The 15528-nt window shown below is 66.7% G+C and carries 11 protein-coding genes; 5 read left to right on the top strand and 6 right to left on the bottom strand.

The features are described from left to right. Positions 1-42 precede the first annotated feature (42 nt). The 4 genes from CO669_RS00205 to CO669_RS00190 form a co-directional block, all read right to left on the bottom strand. On the bottom strand, positions 43-2256 hold the full coding sequence (locus CO669_RS00205; RefSeq protein WP_097657216.1) for an FAD-dependent oxidoreductase: 2214 nt from the start codon (positions 2254-2256) through the stop codon (positions 43-45). Between the two features lie 150 nt (positions 2257-2406). Next, positions 2407-3615 (bottom strand): acetyl-CoA C-acetyltransferase, encoded by a 1209-nt coding sequence (locus CO669_RS00200; RefSeq protein WP_097657215.1) that lies wholly within the window; start codon positions 3613-3615, stop codon positions 2407-2409. 72 nt (positions 3616-3687) lie between these two features. After that, positions 3688-5478: an acyl-CoA dehydrogenase C-terminal domain-containing protein gene (locus tag CO669_RS00195; protein WP_097657214.1), complete on the bottom strand. Its 1791-nt coding sequence runs from the start codon at positions 5476-5478 to the stop codon at positions 3688-3690. 104 nt (positions 5479-5582) lie between these two features. After that, positions 5583-5966, bottom strand: a complete 384-nt coding sequence (locus tag CO669_RS00190; RefSeq protein ID WP_097657213.1) for a nuclear transport factor 2 family protein — start codon at positions 5964-5966, stop codon at positions 5583-5585. A gap of 206 nt (positions 5967-6172) precedes the next feature. Here CO669_RS00190 and CO669_RS00185 point away from each other — a divergent pair, with 206 nt between their 5' ends. The 4 genes from CO669_RS00185 to CO669_RS00170 all read left to right on the top strand — a co-directional run bounded on the left by CO669_RS00185 (position 6173) and on the right by CO669_RS00170 (position 12691). Then, the gene (locus tag CO669_RS00185; protein ID WP_097657212.1) at positions 6173-6760 is read left to right on the top strand and encodes a PadR family transcriptional regulator; all 588 of its coding nucleotides are present in this window, start codon (positions 6173-6175) and stop codon (positions 6758-6760) included. A gap of 373 nt (positions 6761-7133) precedes the next feature. Continuing rightward, positions 7134-10640, top strand: a complete 3507-nt coding sequence (locus CO669_RS00180) for a tetratricopeptide repeat protein (RefSeq protein WP_198963736.1) — start codon at positions 7134-7136, stop codon at positions 10638-10640. A 366-nt stretch (positions 10641-11006) separates the two neighbouring features. After that, positions 11007-11924, top strand: coding sequence for a sulfite exporter TauE/SafE family protein (locus CO669_RS00175; RefSeq protein ID WP_097657210.1), 918 nt, complete (start codon positions 11007-11009; stop codon positions 11922-11924). After that, entirely contained in the window at positions 11921-12691 is a 771-nt protein-coding gene (locus tag CO669_RS00170; protein ID WP_097657209.1) for a TIGR02186 family protein, read from the top strand. Before CO669_RS00175 ends, CO669_RS00170 begins: the two co-directional genes overlap by 4 nt. Before the next feature lie 159 nt (positions 12692-12850). Here CO669_RS00170 and CO669_RS00165 read toward each other — a convergent pair whose 3' ends face one another. Together CO669_RS00165 and CO669_RS00160 are read right to left on the bottom strand one after the other, a co-directional pair. Further along, complete coding sequence (locus CO669_RS00165) at positions 12851-13624, bottom strand: MBL fold metallo-hydrolase (protein ID WP_097657208.1); 774 nt, start codon at positions 13622-13624, stop codon at positions 12851-12853. 13 nt (positions 13625-13637) lie between these two features. After that, positions 13638-14549 (bottom strand): DMT family transporter, encoded by a 912-nt coding sequence (locus CO669_RS00160; RefSeq protein WP_097657207.1) that lies wholly within the window; start codon positions 14547-14549, stop codon positions 13638-13640. 96 nt (positions 14550-14645) lie between these two features. On the opposite strand from CO669_RS00160, the gene CO669_RS00155 reads away from it, so the two are divergent. Next, the gene (locus CO669_RS00155; RefSeq protein WP_097657757.1) at positions 14646-15509 is read left to right on the top strand and encodes a LysR family transcriptional regulator; all 864 of its coding nucleotides are present in this window, start codon (positions 14646-14648) and stop codon (positions 15507-15509) included. The last annotated feature ends 19 nt before the right edge of the window (positions 15510-15528 follow it).

Raw genomic sequence — 15528 nt, 5'->3', positions numbered from 1 at the left:
GGATCAGTCCGCGTCGCGGACTGTCCGGAATGACGGGCTAGATCAAGCCGCCGCCTTCTTCGGCGCGAAGCGGCCGTAGAAGGTCTCGCCCTTTGCCGCCATCTCCTCGAGCAGCTTGGGCGGGGTGAAGCGCGAGCCGTACTTGGCCTCGAGCTTGTGGCAGAGCTCGACGAACTTCTTCGTGCCCATGAAGTCGATATAGGACAGCGTGCCGCCGGTGAACGGCGCGAAGCCGAAGCCGAGGATCGAGCCGACATCCGCTTCGCGCGGATCGGTGATGACGTGGTCCTCGACCGTGCGCGCGGCTTCCACCGCCTGCACCACCAGGAAGCGCTGCTTCAGCTCCTCGACATCGAGCGTGTCGGGGTCGAGCTGCTTCGGCTGCAAGGCCGAGAGGCCCGGCCACAGGCTCTTCGCGCCCTTGCCCTTCTCGGGATAGTCGTAGAAGCCCTTGCTGTTCTTGCGGCCGAGACGGCCCTGCTTCTCGACCATCTCCACCATCAGCTTCTTCTGATCGGGGTTGATGGCGTTGGGGCCGAGATCGGCCTCGGTCGCCTTCATGATCTTGAGGCCGAGGTCGAGCGCGACTTCGTCCGAGAGCGAGAGCGGGCCGACCGGCATGCCGGCCATCTTGGCGCAGTTCTCGATCATCGCCGGCGGCACGCCTTCGAGGAACATCTCGTTGCCTTCGGCGACGTAGCGGCCGACGCAGCGGTTGGCGAAGAAGCCTCTGGAGTCGTTGACCACGATCGGCGTCTTGCCGATCTGCCGGACGTAGTCGAGCGCGGTCGCAAGCGCGACGTCGCCGGTGTTCTTGCCCTTGATGATCTCGACGAGCATCATCTTCTCGACCGGCGAGAAGAAGTGAATGCCGACGAACTTGCCCTGGTCCTTGAAGCTCTCGGCCAGCGAGGTGATCGGCAGCGTCGAGGTGTTCGAGGCGAAGATCACGTCCGGCTTCATGTGCTCCTGCGCCTTGGCGAAGGTATCGGCCTTGACCTTGCGGTCCTCGAACACGGCCTCGATGACGAGGTCGACGTCCTTCAGCGCCGCATAGTCGGCCGTCGGCGTGATGCGCGCGAGCAGCTTCTCGGCATCATCAGGCTTGGCACGGCCCTTCTTGATCTGCTCCTCGATCACCTTCTGCGCGTGCGCCTTGCCCTTGTCGGCGCTTTCCTGGTCGCGGTCGATCAGGACGACGTCGAGGCCGGCACGGGCCGAGACGTAGCCGACGCTGGCGCCCATGAAGCCGGCGCCGATCACGGCGATCTTCTTCACCTTGGTTGCGGGCACGTCCTTCGGACGGCGCGCACCCTTGTTGAGCTCCTGCATCGACAGGAACAGGCTGCGGATCATCGCCGCCGCCTCCTTCGAGCGCAGCACCGAGGTGAAGTAGCGCGACTCCACGCGCAGCGCCGCGTCGATCGGCAGCTGCAGGCCTTCATAGACACAGCTCATGATCGCCCGCGCGGCCGGGTAGTTGTCGTAGGTCTCGCGGCGATAGATCGCGTTGCCGGCCGGGAACATCATCATGCCGGCCTTGGAGAACACCGGACCACCGGGCAGCTTGAAGCCCTTCTCGTCCCAGGGCGCGACCGCCTTGCCGCCGCCCTTGATCCAGTCCTTCGCGGCCTTGACGAGATCGGCTGCGGGAACGATGGCGTGAATCAAATTCAGCGCCTTGGCCTTCTCGATCGTCACCGGATCGCCCTTGAGCAGGATCGTCATCGCATCCTGCGGCGGCACCAGGCGCGGCACCCGCTGCGTGCCGCCGGCGCCGGGAAACAGGCCGACCTTGACCTCGGGCAGGCCGAGGCGGGTCTTGGGATTCTCCGCGGCGACGCGATAGTGGCAGCACAGCGTGATCTCGAAGCCGCCGCCGAGCGCGAGCCCGTTGATCGCGGCCGCCCACGGCTTGCCGGAGGTTTCGATCGAGCGCAGCACCAGCGAGAAGCGGCGGCTCTGGTCGAACAGCATCTGGTTCGCGGCGGTCTCGCCCTGCTCCCCAAAGACCTTGGCATAGGCCTGGTTCATGCCTTCGAGCATGGAGAGATCCGCGCCGGCGCAGAACGCGTCCTTGGCGGAGGTGATGACGACGCCCTTCACCGCGGCATCCGCCGTGGTCGCCTTGACGATGGCATCGAGCTCGCTGGTCGAGGTCTCGTCGAGCACGTTCATCGAACGGCCCGGGATGTCCCAGGTGACGAGCGCGATGCCGTCTGCGTCGGTCTCAACCTTGAAGTTCTTGTACGACATATGGTTGCTCCTCGGTGCCGCAGCCGATCTCAGGCGCGGCGGTTGACTTGAGATCTCGTAGGGTGGGTTGGCGAAGCGTAACCCACCACGGTCTTTCACTGCGGAGACAGAAGAGGTGGGTTACGCCTTCGGCTAACCCACCCTACGAAGTTACACCCGCTCGATGATGGTCGCGGTGCCCATGCCGCCGCCGATGCACAGCGTGACGAGAGCGGTCGACTTGTTGGTGCGCTCGAGCTCGTCGAGCACGGTGCCGAGGATCATCGCGCCGGTCGCGCCGAGCGGATGGCCGAGCGCGATGGCGCCGCCATTGACGTTGATCTTGGCGTTGTCGATGTCGAAGGCCTGGATGTAGCGCAGCACGACGGAAGCAAAGGCCTCGTTGAGCTCGAACAGGTCGATGTCCGACTTCTTCATGCCCGAGCGCGCGAATAGCTTCTCGGTGACGTCGACCGGACCGGTCAGCATCATCGCCGGCTCGGAGCCGATGTTGGCGAACGCACGGATCTTTGCACGCGGCTTCAGGCCGTATTTGCTGCCGGCCTCCTTGCTGCCGAGCAGCACGGCGCCGGCGCCGTCGACGATGCCGGAGGAGTTGCCGGCGTGGTGCACGTAATTGACGCGCTCGATCTCGGGATGCGACTGCAGCGCGACGCCATCGAAACCGCCCATCTGCGCCATCATCGTGAACGAGGGCTGCAGCTGCGCCAGCGACTGCATCGTCGTCGACGGACGCATATGCTCGTCCTTGGCCAGGATGGTGAGGCCGTTGATGTCCTTCACCGGGACGATCGACTTGTCGAAGCGGCCTTCATCCCAGGACTTCGCCGCACGCTGCTGGCTCTGCACGGCGTAGGCATCGACGTCGTCGCGGGAGAAGCCGTATTTGGTCGCGATCAGATCGGCCGAGACACCCTGCGGCATGAAATAGGCGGGCACTGCCATCGAGGGATCCATCGGCCAGGCGCCGCCGGAGGCGCCGATGCCGACGCGGCTCATGGATTCGGCGCCGCCGCCGATCACCAGCTCATGCTGCCCGCTCATGACCTGCGCGGCCGCAAAGTTCACGGCATCGAGACCGGAGGCGCAGAAGCGGCTGATCTGCACGCCGGGGACGGCTTCGCCGAGACCGGCTTTCAGCGCGGCAAAGCGCGCGATGTCGGAGCCGGCCTCGCCGACGGGATCGACCACGCCGAGGATGACGTCGTCGACGGAATCTTCCGGCAGATTGTTGCGGTCCTTCAGCGCCTTCAGCGGCACGGTGGCGAGCGCCAGCGCCGTGACTTCGTGCAGCGAACCGTCGGCCTTGCCGCGGCCGCGCGGGGTGCGGACGTGATCGTAGATATAGGCATCTGCCATGGGAGCCTCCTGATTGCAGTTATGTTGGTGGCGACCGCGGCGCGGTCGCGATCTCCAGTGACGCGGGAAGCCTCAGAACGCTTCCGCGGGCAATTCCATGATGGTGGCGCAGCCGGCCTGGATGCGCGCGAGATTGGCGGCGGTCTCCGGCAGCATCCGCTCCATGAAGAAGCGGCCGGTGACGAGCTTGGTCGAGAGATAGGGCGTCGCCCCGCTCTCGGCAATCTTGGCGTTGGTCACCTTCGCCATCTTCGCCCACATGTAGCCGAGCGCGACGAAGCCGAACAGATGCAGGTAATCGGTTGCGGCAGCGCCGGCATTGTCCGGCTTCGCCATCGCGTTCTGCATCAGCCAGGTCGTCGCCTGCTGGAGATGGCCGAGCGAGGTCGAGAGCGGGGCGATGAAGGGTTTCAGCGCGTCGTCGCCGCCGTTCTCCTTGGCGAAGGCCATGACCTCGCCGAAGAACGCCATGATGGCGCGGCCGCCGTCGCGCGGCAGCTTGCGGCCGACGAGGTCGAGCGCCTGAATGCCGTTGGCGCCTTCATAGATCATGGCGATGCGCGCATCGCGCACGAACTGCTCCATGCCGTGCTCGGCGATGTAGCCGTGGCCGCCATACATCTGCTGAGCCTGCACCGCGTTGGCGAAGCCGTAGTCGGTGAGGAAGCCCTTCAGCACCGGCGTCATCAGGCCCATGTGGTCGTCGGCGGCCTGGCGGTCCTTCGGGTCTTCGGAGCGATGGGCGACGTCGCTCTTCAGCGCGGTCCACATCACGAAGGCGCGCGCGGCCTCGTTGAAGGCGCGGATCGAGAGCAGCGTGCGGCGCACGTCGGGGTGCACGATGATCGGGTCGGCCTGCTTGTCCGGCGCCTTGGCGCCGGTCAGCGCGCGGCCCTGGATGCGCTCGCGGGCATAAGCGACCGCGTTCTGGTAGGCGACCTCGGACTGCGCAAGGCCCTGCACGGCGACGCCGAGGCGGGCCTCGTTCATCATCACGAACATGCCCTGCATGCCCTTGTTCTCTTCGCCGATCAGCCAACCGGTGGCGTTGTCGTAGTTCATCACGCAGGTCGAATTGCCGTGGATGCCCATCTTGTGCTCGATCGAGCCGCAGACGACGCCGTTGCGGCTGCCGACCGAACCGTCTGCATTCACAAGGAACTTGGGCACCACGAACAGCGACACGCCCTTGATGCCGGCGGGTGCGCCCTCGATGCGGGCGAGCACGAGGTGGATGATGTTGGAGGCGAGGTCATGCTCGCCGGCCGAGATGAAGATCTTGGTGCCCGTGATCTTGAAGCTGCCGTCGGCCTGACGCACGGCCTTGGTGCGGAGCATGCCGAGATCGGTGCCGCAATGCGGCTCGGTCAGGTTCATGGTGCCGGTCCATTCGCCCGCGACCATCTTCGGCACGTAGGTCTTCTTCTGCTCGGGCGAGCCGTGAACGATCAGCGCCGCGGTCGCGCCCATGGTGAGACCGCCATACATCGAGAACGCCATGTTGGCGGAGATCTGGAATTCGTTGACCGCCTGCGAGAGCGTCACCGGCAGGCCCTGACCGCCGAACTCGGTCGGCGCCGACAGACCGAGCCAGCCGCCCTCGGCAACCTGCTTGAAGGCATCCTTGAAACCCTTCGGCGTGGTGACGCTGCCGTCATCGGCGCGCTTGCAGCCTTCGAGGTCGCCGACGCGGTTGAGCGGCTGCAGCACCTCTTCGGCGAGCTTGGCGGCCTCACCCAGGATTGCTTCGCGCACGTCGCTGGATGCGTCGGAGAAGCCGGCGAGGTTGTCGTAGCGATCGATCTGGAAGACGTCGTTGAGCAGGAAGTTCACGTCTTCGACGGGGGCTTTGTAGATCGGCATGGGATTCTCCCGGCAATGGGCCTTGGAACGTGGTGATATCGGCGTGTTTCCTGCGGCGCAGCCTGGCCCGCGAGCTTAGCGGGTTCTGCAACCTCAGGGCAGTGTCATGATTGGGCGGCCAGCTGCTCGGCCATCAGGCGGTGCAGCATGTTGATCGCCTTGAGCGGACGCACCATCACCTTGAAATGCGTGATGCGCCCCTCGGCGTCGAAGCTGATGATGTCGACACCGTTGATCTCGATGCCGTCGATCATGGTCTTGAATTCGAGCACGGCGCCGTTGGCGCTGCGCCATTCGCCGACATAGGTGAAAGCAGGACCACCAAGCACCTGCTCGGCGCTGGAGAGGTATTTGAAGGTGATGTCACGCCCGCGTTGCGGCGTGTGGACGACCGGGCTTTCGAACACGGCGTCAGGATGCAGGAGGTCCCAGAGCGCGGTACGGTCGTGGGACTTCATGTAGGCGTACCAGGAATCGAGGCCGGTCATTCTCAGCTGCCTCCCTTAAGGCCTGGACAAAAAGTGCGAAAACAACCCCATGCACAGTAGCGCGGCAATTGATTTCGCTGGGTTTTTCGGGTCGGATCATCGCCCGACCTTGCTTGTCTCATATGCACATTGACGCATATGCGCCAATGCGCATAAAGTCAAGCGGCATGGGTGAGGTCGAAGAAACAACAAGGAGGCCGGTGGTCATGGCCCTGGGCGACGCAATCCTCGCATGCCTGACGGAACGCCCGATGACGGGCTACGAACTCGCCAAGACGTTCGACTCCTCGATCGGCTTCTTCTGGAAGGCCGACCATCAGCAGATCTACCGCGAGCTCTCCAAGCTGCGCGACCGCGGCCACATCCAGGGCCGCGAGGTCGTGCAATCGGGCAAGCCCAACAAGCTGGTTTATACGCTCACTCCGGAGGGTCGAACAGCACTGCGGCACTGGGCCGCGCGACCAAGCACGCCAGCCTCGACCAAGGACGACCTGCTGGTCCGCCTCCATGCCCTCGACAGCATCGACATCGAGCCATTGCGCACCGATCTGATGGCGCGCCTCGAGCACCATCGCGACCGCCACGCCAATTACGAGCGCATCCTGAAGAAGCGTTTTCCCGACGGCACCGCCGAGGGACGGCTCGATCTCGGCAATCTGCTGCTGCTCCGTCTCGGCGCCCGCCACGAGCAGATGGTGGCCGACTTCTGCGAAGAGACGCTCGCCGCGCTGTCGACGATGAGCGGCAAGGCCACGGTGGTGCCGATCGAGGATGGCAAGCGGGAGAAGGGCTAGAGCGGCGTCAGGATAGAGCCCAGTTCTGGCCACCCGCTCTCCTGTCATCGCCCGGCTTGACCGGGCGATCCAGTATTCCAGAGACTGCGCGGCTAGAACCGAGAAGCCGCGGCGTACTGGATCGCCCGCCTTCGCGGGCGATGACAGCGGCTTTGGGGCGCGCAGAGCGAGCCACAAAGCCAATCACCCAGGTTCCGTCCGCCCAACTTTAAGACACCGGCAACCCGTTCCTTAACCCGTTATTTACCGTAACGGACAAAAGTCGGTTTTCGAGGCAGACGACCCGCGCCAAATTCGATTGTCTTTGCAACCGGCACGCGTGGGAAGGCTGGAGGCGCCGGGTGGGGCGCCGGAGTCGGAACCGGACAGAGTCATGAATTCGCGCGTATCGTGGAGTGTGGACGGCATCGATCCATCCGTCAGGGAGCGGGCCGAAGCTGCTGCGCGTCGCGCGGGCATGTCGCTCAACGACTGGCTGAACTCCACGCTCGGCGAAACTGCCCCGCCAAACTTTCGCGGACCTTACGATCAGCGCCAAGATCAGCGTCAGGATCAACGTCCGCAAGCCATGCCGAATTCTTTGCCGAATCCTTTGCCGAGCCAGGAGAGCCGCGAAGTCGCCGACATCCATCAGCGGCTCGACGCGATCACCCAGCAGATCGAACGGATTTCAAAGCCCGCGCCGCGCCAGGATTCTTCGCGACAGGACGTCTCGCGCGAGCAGGGCGTCGCACGCCAGCTCAACGACGCGATCTCGCGGCTCGATGCGCGGCTGTCGCAGATCTCCCGTCCACAGCAGCCCCAGGCGCAGCAGCCTCAGGCGTCGCGTCCGGCGCCCGCGCCCTCACCCGTAGAAACGCGCCAGCGCCAGGCCGATGCGGTCGAGCGCGCGGCAGCTCAAGTCTATCGCAACGCCCCTCCCCTGAGCCCCGCCTCGTTCGACGTCGCCGTCGCCGAGATCACGGCGCGGCAAAGCGAGCTCGACGGCTTTACACCGAGGCAGATGCCGCCGCGCGCAGCGCCCTCGATTGCACCCGCGGCCGCGCCTTACATGCCCCCGATGGCGCCGCCCGCGCCTGCCTATGCTCCGCCGCCACCGCAGCCGGGGCCCGATTTCTCATCGCTCGAGCGCCATCTGCTCAAGATCACGAGCCAGATCGAATCGCTGCAGCGCCCCGACACGACCGAGCAGGCGATCAACGCCTTCCGCAGCGAACTCGCCGAGATCCGCAATGCCATCACCGAGGCGATGCCGCGGCGCGCGATCGAATCGATCGAGAACGAGATCCGCTCGCTGCATCGGCGGATCGACGAGACCCGCTCCAACGGCACCGACGGCCAGGTGCTGTCGGGCATCGAGCACGCGCTGTCCGACATCAAGCAGGTGCTGCGCACGCTGACGCCGGCCGAGCAGCTCACCGGCTATGACGAGGCGATCCGCAATCTCGGCGCCAAGCTCGACCTGATCCTGCGCGCCAATGACGATCCCTCGACGGTGCGCCAGCTCGAAGACGCGATCTCGGCGCTGCGTGCCATCGTCTCCAACGTCGCCTCCAACGAGGCGCTGGCGCGGCTTTCGGACGACGTGCAGCTGCTGTCGTCGAAGGTCGACCAGGTCACCCGCGCCTCCGGCCCCGGCGACAGCTTCGCGGTGCTGGAGCAGCGCATCGCCGCGCTCACGGCTGCGCTGGAAACCCGCGAGCGCCCGCAGCCGTCCGAGAGCACCGAGCATCTCGAAGCCGCGATCCGCGCGCTGTCGGACCGCTTCGACCGCATGCAGGTCGGCAACGATTCGGCCTCGACCTTCGCGCATCTCGAACAGCGCGTCACCTATCTGCTGGAGCGGATCGAAGCCGCCTCCGACCCGCGCAACGGCAATCTGAGCCGCGTCGAGGACGGACTGCACGACATCCTCAGGCATCTGGAACGGCAGCAGGCGACTTATTCCGCCCTCGCCGAGAGCCGCAATTCGGCGCCGGCCGATTCCGGAATGGTCGATCTGGTCAAGCGCGAGCTGTCCGACATCCGCTTCAGCCAGGCCGAGACCAACCGCAGCACCCAGGACTCGCTCGAAGCCGTTCATAGCGCGCTCGGCCATGTCGTCGATCGCCTGTCCATGATCGAAGGCGATCTGCGCGCCGTGCGCACGGCGCCGCCGGCCCCAGCGCCGCAGCCGATGGCCATGCCCATGGCGGCTCCCGTGGCGGCTCCCATGGCTGCCCCGATGGCGCACGCGCCTGTTGCGCGCGAGCCGCTGCCGCAAGCCCAGCAGCAGCCGAAATACGATCCGAAGCCGGAGCTGCCGAACCCTGCCGCCGCGCAGGCTGCGCAAACCGCCTTCGCCGCCGCGCCGCGCGAATTCCACGCCGCTGCCGCGCCCGCCGCGCCGCCGCCGGTGCCCTCGGCGCCACCGGTGCCGCCGCGCGCGATCAGTGAAATTCTGGAGCCACACACCTCACGCGCGGCGCTCGCGCCCGAATTGCCGCCGGATCACCCGCTCGAGCCGGGCACACGGCCGGGCGGGCGCGTCGCCACGCCGTCGGAGCGCATCGCCGCCTCCGAGAGCGCGATCAGCGAAATTCCCGCCGCGCCAAAAGAGCCGGTGTCGTCGTCGAGCTTCATCGCGGCCGCTCGCCGCGCTGCCCAGGCTGCCGCCGCGCAGCCGGAGAAGCCGGCGCGCGGTGCCAAGGGTGGCGCGAAGGCTGGCGCCGATCGCGCCAAGGACAAGGGCAAGGACGGCGGTTCGACCATCACCTCGAAGATCCGCTCGCTGCTGGTCGGCGCGAGCGTGGTCGTGATCGTGCTCGGCACCTTCAAGATGGCGATGAACCTGCTCGAGGGCAGCCCGCCGCCCGCGCCGCAGGCCATGGACAACACGTTGAGCCAGCCCGCGCCGCAGGCGCCGCCGCCGCCGGTGATCGAGAACAAGCCTGCCACGCCCGAGCAGGTCACGCCGTCGATGACCTCGCCGACGCCGATCGGCCGGCAATCCCAGAACAACGCCGCGCCGGCCGCTCCCGCGCCCGGTCCGGCCAGTTCGGCCTCAGTCGAGATTCCGCCGGCGCCCGCCGCAGCGGCGCCGCCACCGGCCGCAAGCAGCGACATCACCGGCGCACTGTCCGGCACGAGCCGCGCCAAGCTCAGCCTCATCCAGGTGCCGCCGAGCGAAAAGCTGCCCGACGGCATCGGCGGCCCGGGCCTGCGCACCGCCGCGATGAAGGGCGATGCGACCGCGGCCTATGAGATCGGCGTGCGCTTTGCCGAAGGCAAGGGCGTCGCCACGAACTACGACGAAGCCGCGAAATGGTACGACCGCGCCTCGCAGGCCGGCGTGATTCCCGCGACCTTCCGCCTCGGCACGCTCTATGAAAAGGGCCTCGGGGTGAAGAAGGACGCCGACATCGCCCGCCGCTACTACACCCAGGCCGCCGAGCGCGGCAACGCCAAGGCGATGCACAATCTCGCGGTGCTCGATGCCGATGGCGGCGGACGCGGCGCCAACTACAAGAGCGCGGCGCAGTGGTTCCGGAAAGCCGCCGATCGCGGCGTCGCCGACAGCCAGTTCAACCTCGGCATCCTCTATGCCCGCGGCATCGGCGTCGAACAGAATCTCGCCGAATCCTACAAATGGTTCAGCCTGGCGGCCGCCCAGGGTGATGCGGATGCCGCCGGCAAGCGCGACGACGTCGCCAAGCGCCTCGACCCGCAATCGCTCGCTGCCGCCAAGCTCGCGATCCAGACCTTCAGCGCCGAGCCGCAGCCCGACGACGCCGTCAACGTTGCAGCCCCGAACGGCGGCTGGGACAGCGCGCCGCAGGCCAGCGCCAAGCCGACGCCGAAGCCGGTCGCAGCCAAGCGCTCGGCCTCCGCGGCGCATTGATCGCTCCCTCCTCTTGTCGTCGCCCGGCTTGACCGGGCGACCCAGTATTCCAGAGACCGGCGTTAAAGAACTCGCTCTGACGACAACGAGGGCGGCGTCGCACCGGTGTTCCGGAGACGCCGGTTTGATGCGGAAAGGCCGCGGCGTACGGGATGCCCCGGTCAAGCCGGGGCACGACAGCGGAGGACGCGGCAAAGTCCTCGGCGCAGCTGAAGTGGCTGTCCGATCCCTCTCTACCCATTCACCACGCCCCAATTCTAGGGTCCCTCCCCGCTCCAAATTCCGCTATTGAGAGACGCGGCAATCGTTCCGACCGTCCGGCGGGCCTTGCGCAATCGATCCGTCTCGCCGGAGCGTGGTCCCTCGATGCAGCTCTACCTCCCCATCGCCGATCTTCCGGTCAACGTCTTCCTGGTGCTCGCCATGGGCGCCGCGGTCGGCTTCGTCTCGGGCATGTTCGGGATCGGCGGCGGCTTCCTGATGACGCCGCTCTTGATCTTCATCGGCATCACGCCGGCGGTCGCGGTGGCCTCGGTGGCGAGCCACATCGCGGCCTCCTCGTTCTCCGGTGCCCTCTCCTACTGGCGCCGGCGTGCGATCGATCCATCGCTGGCGAGCGTGTTGCTATGCGGCGGCGTGACCGGCACCGCGCTCGGCGTGTGGACCTTCACGCAGCTCCGTGCGCTCGGCCAGCTCGATCTGATGATCGCGCTCTCCTACGTGGTGCTGCTGACCACCGTCGGCAGCCTGATGTTCTCCGAAGGCCTGCGCGCCCTGATGCGGACCCGGCGCGGTGCGGTGCCGCCGCGCCGCACCCACAACTGGATCCACGGCCTGCCGCTGAAGATGCGCTTCAAGCGCTCGAAGATCTACCTCTCGGTCATCCCCGTGGTGGTCGTCGGCATCGTGATCGGCTTCATCGGCGCCATCATGGGCATCGGCGGCGGCTTCATCCTGGTACCGATCATGATCTACCTGCTCAGGGTGCCGACCTCGACGGTGATCGGCACCTCCATGGTCCTCACCCTCGTCACGATGCTGTTCGCGACCATGTTGCACGCGGTGACCAATCACCTCGTCGACGCCGTGCTGGCACTGATCCTGATGGTCGGCGGCGTCACCGGCGCGCAGTTCGGGGCACGTGCCGGCCAGAAGATCCGCGGCGAGCAGCTGCGGCTGCTGCTCGGGCTTCTGATCCTCTCGGTCGGAATCCGCTTTGCGATCGAGCTGGTGATCCGGCCGGCGGATCTCTTCACCATCCGCGACCTCGGAGCGAGCGGATGAGGCGCGCGGCACTCGCACTCCTGTTCGTGCTGCTGCTCGGCCCGGCCGCGCAGGCCGAACGGCTGATCGTGTCGGTCTCCAACCACCGCGTCACGGTGACGCCGAACTATTCCGGCGAGGAGCTGGTGCTGTTCGGCTCCGTCGAGAAGGACGCCACCACGCCCGCCGACCGCAATGCCTATGATCTCGTCGTTACCGTGATGGGCCCGCGCGCCGACATGGTGACGCGGCGGAAGGAACGCACCTTCGGCATCTGGATCAACACCGACTATCGCCAGTTCCTGCAGGTCCCGAGCTATCTGGCGCTGTTCGCCAACCGCCCCTTCGAGGCCATCACCTCGCCCGAGATCGCGCGACGGCAGCAGATCGGGCTCAACAACGTGCTGCTGACCCAGCGCGTCAGCGGCGATTTTGCCGACGTGGTGCCGAACGACGCGTTCCGCTCGGGCTTCATCCGCCTGCGCACCCAGCGCGGGCTCTATCGCGAGGACGGCAGCGCCGTCACGTTCCTGACGCCGACGCTGTTCCGCACCGGCATTCCGCTGCCGGCGGAGGTGCCGATCGGCACGTATGAGGTGGAGATCAAGCTGTTCGCGAACGGCGCCTTCATCGGCAAGACCGAGACCGCGTTCGAGATCGTCAAGGTCGGCTTCGAGCAGTTCGTCGCCACCACCGCACGGCAGAACGGACTGATCTACGGCCTCGTCACCGCCGCGATGGCGCTGATGACGGGCTGGATGGCGTCGATCGTGTTCAGGAAGGATTAGTCGTAGTCATTGCGAGCGCCACTCTCTCGTCATCGCCCGGCTTGACCGGGCGATCCAGTATTCCAGAGGCCTTCGTCGGACAGCTCGCTCTCACAACAACCGCTGCGGCGTACTGGATGCCCCGGTCAAGCCGGGGCATGACAACGGAGGCAGTGGAGACTACGGCGCCTCCACCACCGTCGGCACGCCCGGCTCCAGCAGGCGCAACCGCGTTCCGAAGCCGAGCGCGTCGAACGTCTTGCGCAGATCCTCGCCGTTCTGGCGGAAATGCGCCCAGCCTTCGGTATGCAACGGCACGATCGTCGCATCGGGGAAGGCGCGCGCGGTCTCGATGGTGTCGTTGGTGTCCATGGTGAGATGGAACGGCCCGCGCGTCTGCGCGGCGCCGGCGAAGGGCAGCACCACACCGCATTTGAAGCGGCGCGCGACCTCGGCGACGCCGTCGAACCAGGTGGTGTCGCCGCTGACATAGACCGCGCTGGTGTCCTTGCGGCTCGATGCCACCACGAAGCCGATGACGTCGCCGGACAGCGGCTCGATCCCGGCCGGGCCGTGGCGCGCCGGCGTCGCGGTGATGGTCAGCGTGTTGCCGTCGCCGTCTTTCAGCTGCGCGGTGCTCCACGGCGCAAGCCCTTCGACATGGCCGCCGAGGCGCTTCGCGCCCGCCTCCGTCGTCAGCACGCGCTTGACCTTGTGGAGAAGGTCGCGGCCCGAATTGTCGAGATTGTCCGAATGCTGGTCATGGCTGAGCAGCACGGCATCGACCGGGCCGATCGCATCGGCCTTGAGCGCGGGGCCGATGGTCTTCTCCAGCGTCACATGCGGCAGCTGATAGGCGCCGGGCGCATCGAAGGTCGGATCGGTGAGCAGGCGGAAGCCGTCGATCTCGATCAGCGCCGTCGGGCCGCCGATCAGGGTGATGGAAACGGGCATGAAAGTTCTCCTCTTACGCGACGGGCTTTGCGGGGCGCGTCACCAGATAGATGCCGAGCGCAACCGGAATGATGCCGAGCAGGTCACGCGCCTCGACGTGCTCGCCCAGGACGAGATACGCGAACAGCATGCCGAGCGGCGGCATCAGGAAATGATAGGCGCTGGCGGCGGTGGCGCCGCACACTTTCAGGAGATGGAACCAGAGCCAATACGCCAGGATCGAGCCGCCGAGCACGAGGAAGGCGAAGGCGCCGATCAGGCTCGGCGTGACATCGACGGCGTGGATATCGGCGAAGGTGAGCGCGACCGGCGTCAGCACGAGGCCGGCGGCGAGGTTCTGCACGCCGTTGCCGATCCACAGGCTCCCCTTCGGTGCCAGCAGCTTGAACAGAATGGTGCCGGCGACGATCGAGGCGAGCGAGGCCAGCGTGAACACGATGCCGTGCAGGGAATCGGTGCCGACCGAAAGCCGATGCCAGACGATCAAGGTCACGCCGGCGATACCGAGCAAAAGGCCGCCGGCCTTGCGCCAGGTCATGCCTTCCCCGAGCAGCAGCGCCGCGAGCGCCGCCGTGAAGACCGGATTGGCCGACACGATCAGGCCGCCGAGGCCGGCGGAGACCGATTGCAGGCCGGTGTAGCCGAGGCCGAGATAGAGCGCGTTGTTGGCGATGCCGAGCACCGCGAAAACAGCGGCGTCACGCCAGGACAGCGCCCAGGCCTCGCCGCGAATCAGCGTGGCACCGAGGATCAGGATGCCGGCGAGCGAGAAGCGCGCGGCGAGCAGGATCAGCGGCGGACAATGGGTGACGCCGATCTTGCCGGCGACAAAGGCGTAGCTCCAGAGCAGGCAGAACAGGCCGATGGCCAGCGGCAGCGTGTTGAAGCGGCTGCGCGGCACCGGAATCGAGGGGGCGAGGGACATGCGTGATCTCCTAGGCCCTCGATCTAGGGACGCCGGTTGCCATTTGGAAATTAAATGATTAACTGCCGATAAGTGGATTTTCGAATGGAGGCGGCCATGCTCGATCTCGAGCTGCTGCGCAGCTTCGTCTCGGTGGTCGAGTCGGGCGGCTTCACCCGCGCCGGCGCCCGCGTCCACCGCACGCAATCGACCGTCAGCCAGCAGATCAAGCGGCTGGAGGACGACATCGGCCAGGTGCTGCTGCATCGCGACGGCAAGACCGTTCGCCCGACCGAGGCCGGCGAGCGGCTGCTGTCCTACGCCCGCCGTCTGCTCTCGCTGGCCGAGGAGGCGCGCGACGTGCTGCGCCAGCCCGACGGCGAAGGCGCGATCCGGCTCGGCATCCCCGAGGATTTCGCGGCGTACCGGCTGACAAAACTGCTCGGCGCGTTCGCACGCTCGCATCCCGGCCTGCGGCTCGACGTGCGCGCCGACCAGAGCAAGTATCTGGCGCGCGATCTCGAGCGCGGCGAGCTCGACCTTGCGCTCTTCAAGCGCGAGGCCGGCGCCGGCGGCGCGATCGCGGTATGGCCCGAGCGGGTGCACTGGGTGACCAGCAAGAGCCATCCCATCGATGTCGACGTCGCCTCGGTGCCGTTGATCGGCTTTCCGCTCGGCTGCATCTATCGCGCCGGCGCCATCCATGCGCTGGAAAGCGCGGGCCGTGCCTGGCACACCGCCTACACCTCATCGAGTCTTGCCGGCATCCAGGCCGCGGTCGCCGCCGGCATGGGGCTCAGCATCCTGTCGGAGATGGCGATCCAGTCCGATCACCGCGTGCTGACGGCGAAGGAAGGCTTTGCTCCGATCAACAAGACCGAGGTCGCGTTGATGGCGTCGCTCGATGCGAGCCCGGCAACGCTCCGGCTCGCCGATCGTCTCGCCGAATTCTGCGATACGGTGCAGGCCAAGGCGGCGTGAATCGCCGGCGTTTCCGCCC

Source organism: Bradyrhizobium sp. Y36, from assembly GCF_002531575.1.
Taxonomy (GTDB): Bacteria; Pseudomonadota; Alphaproteobacteria; order Rhizobiales; family Xanthobacteraceae; genus Bradyrhizobium.
This window is presented reverse-complemented; position numbering and strand designations above follow the sequence as displayed.

Coding starts and splice junctions, on each gene's coding strand:
- CO669_RS00205 (WP_097657216.1), bottom strand. CDS start 2,256: ATGTCGTACAAGAACTTCAAGGTTGAGACCGACGCAGACGGCATCGCG.
- CO669_RS00200 (WP_097657215.1), bottom strand. CDS start 3,615: ATGGCAGATGCCTATATCTACGATCACGTCCGCACCCCGCGCGGCCGC.
- CO669_RS00195 (WP_097657214.1), bottom strand. CDS start 5,478: ATGCCGATCTACAAAGCCCCCGTCGAAGACGTGAACTTCCTGCTCAAC.
- CO669_RS00190 (WP_097657213.1), bottom strand. CDS start 5,966: ATGACCGGCCTCGATTCCTGGTACGCCTACATGAAGTCCCACGACCGT.
- CO669_RS00185 (WP_097657212.1), top strand. CDS start 6,173: ATGGCCCTGGGCGACGCAATCCTCGCATGCCTGACGGAACGCCCGATG.
- CO669_RS00180 (WP_198963736.1), top strand. CDS start 7,134: ATGAATTCGCGCGTATCGTGGAGTGTGGACGGCATCGATCCATCCGTC.
- CO669_RS00175 (WP_097657210.1), top strand. CDS start 11,007: ATGCAGCTCTACCTCCCCATCGCCGATCTTCCGGTCAACGTCTTCCTG.
- CO669_RS00170 (WP_097657209.1), top strand. CDS start 11,921: ATGAGGCGCGCGGCACTCGCACTCCTGTTCGTGCTGCTGCTCGGCCCG.
- CO669_RS00165 (WP_097657208.1), bottom strand. CDS start 13,624: ATGCCCGTTTCCATCACCCTGATCGGCGGCCCGACGGCGCTGATCGAG.
- CO669_RS00160 (WP_097657207.1), bottom strand. CDS start 14,549: ATGTCCCTCGCCCCCTCGATTCCGGTGCCGCGCAGCCGCTTCAACACG.
- CO669_RS00155 (WP_097657757.1), top strand. CDS start 14,646: ATGCTCGATCTCGAGCTGCTGCGCAGCTTCGTCTCGGTGGTCGAGTCG.